The 704-nt window shown below is 65.9% G+C and carries 1 protein-coding gene; it reads left to right on the top strand.

From position 1 onward, the window contains the following. On the top strand, positions 1 to 704 hold a 704-nt coding region (recA, locus tag AC559T_RS15040), incomplete at both ends, for a recombinase RecA (RefSeq protein ID WP_498869127.1).

Here is a 704-nt window from a genome sequence, read left to right as displayed (position 1 = left end):
GGGCGCGTCGTCGAGATCTATGGGCCGGAGTCGTCCGGAAAAACCACGGTCGCGTTGCACGCGGTGGCGAACGCGCAGGCAGCCGGAGGTATCGCGGCCTTCATCGATGCCGAGCACGCTCTTGATCCGGAGTATGCGGGGAAGCTCGGCGTCGACACCGACGCGCTGCTCGTCTCCCAGCCCGACACGGGGGAGCAGGCGCTGGAGATCGCCGACATGCTGATCCGTTCCGGCGCGCTGGACGTCATCGTCATCGACTCGGTCGCGGCGCTGGTACCGCGGGCCGAGATCGAGGGGGAGATGGGCGACAGCCACGTGGGTCTGCAGGCCCGCCTGATGTCGCAGGCACTGCGGAAGATCACCGGGGCGCTCGCGAACTCCGGCACCACTGCCATCTTCATCAACCAGCTCCGCGAGAAGATCGGCGTCATGTTCGGGTCGCCAGAGACGACCACCGGTGGAAAGGCACTGAAATTTTACGCGTCGATCCGGCTCGACGTGCGCCGCATCGAGACGCTGAAGGACGGTACCGAGGCGGTCGGTAACCGGACCAGGGTCAAGGTGGTCAAGAACAAGATGGCCCCGCCGTTCCGGACGGCCGAGTTCGACATCGTCTACGGCGGCGGTATCAGCCGCGAGGGCTCCCTGATCGATATGGGCGTCGAGCACGGCATCATCCGCAAGTCCGGTGCCTGGTACACCTA

The organism is Frankia sp. Hr75.2 (assembly GCF_949319125.1).
GTDB lineage: Bacteria > Actinomycetota > Actinomycetes > Frankiales > Frankiaceae > Parafrankia > Parafrankia soli.
The sequence above is the reverse complement of the archived record's forward strand: the minus strand, read 5'-3'. Positions and strand labels throughout refer to the sequence as shown.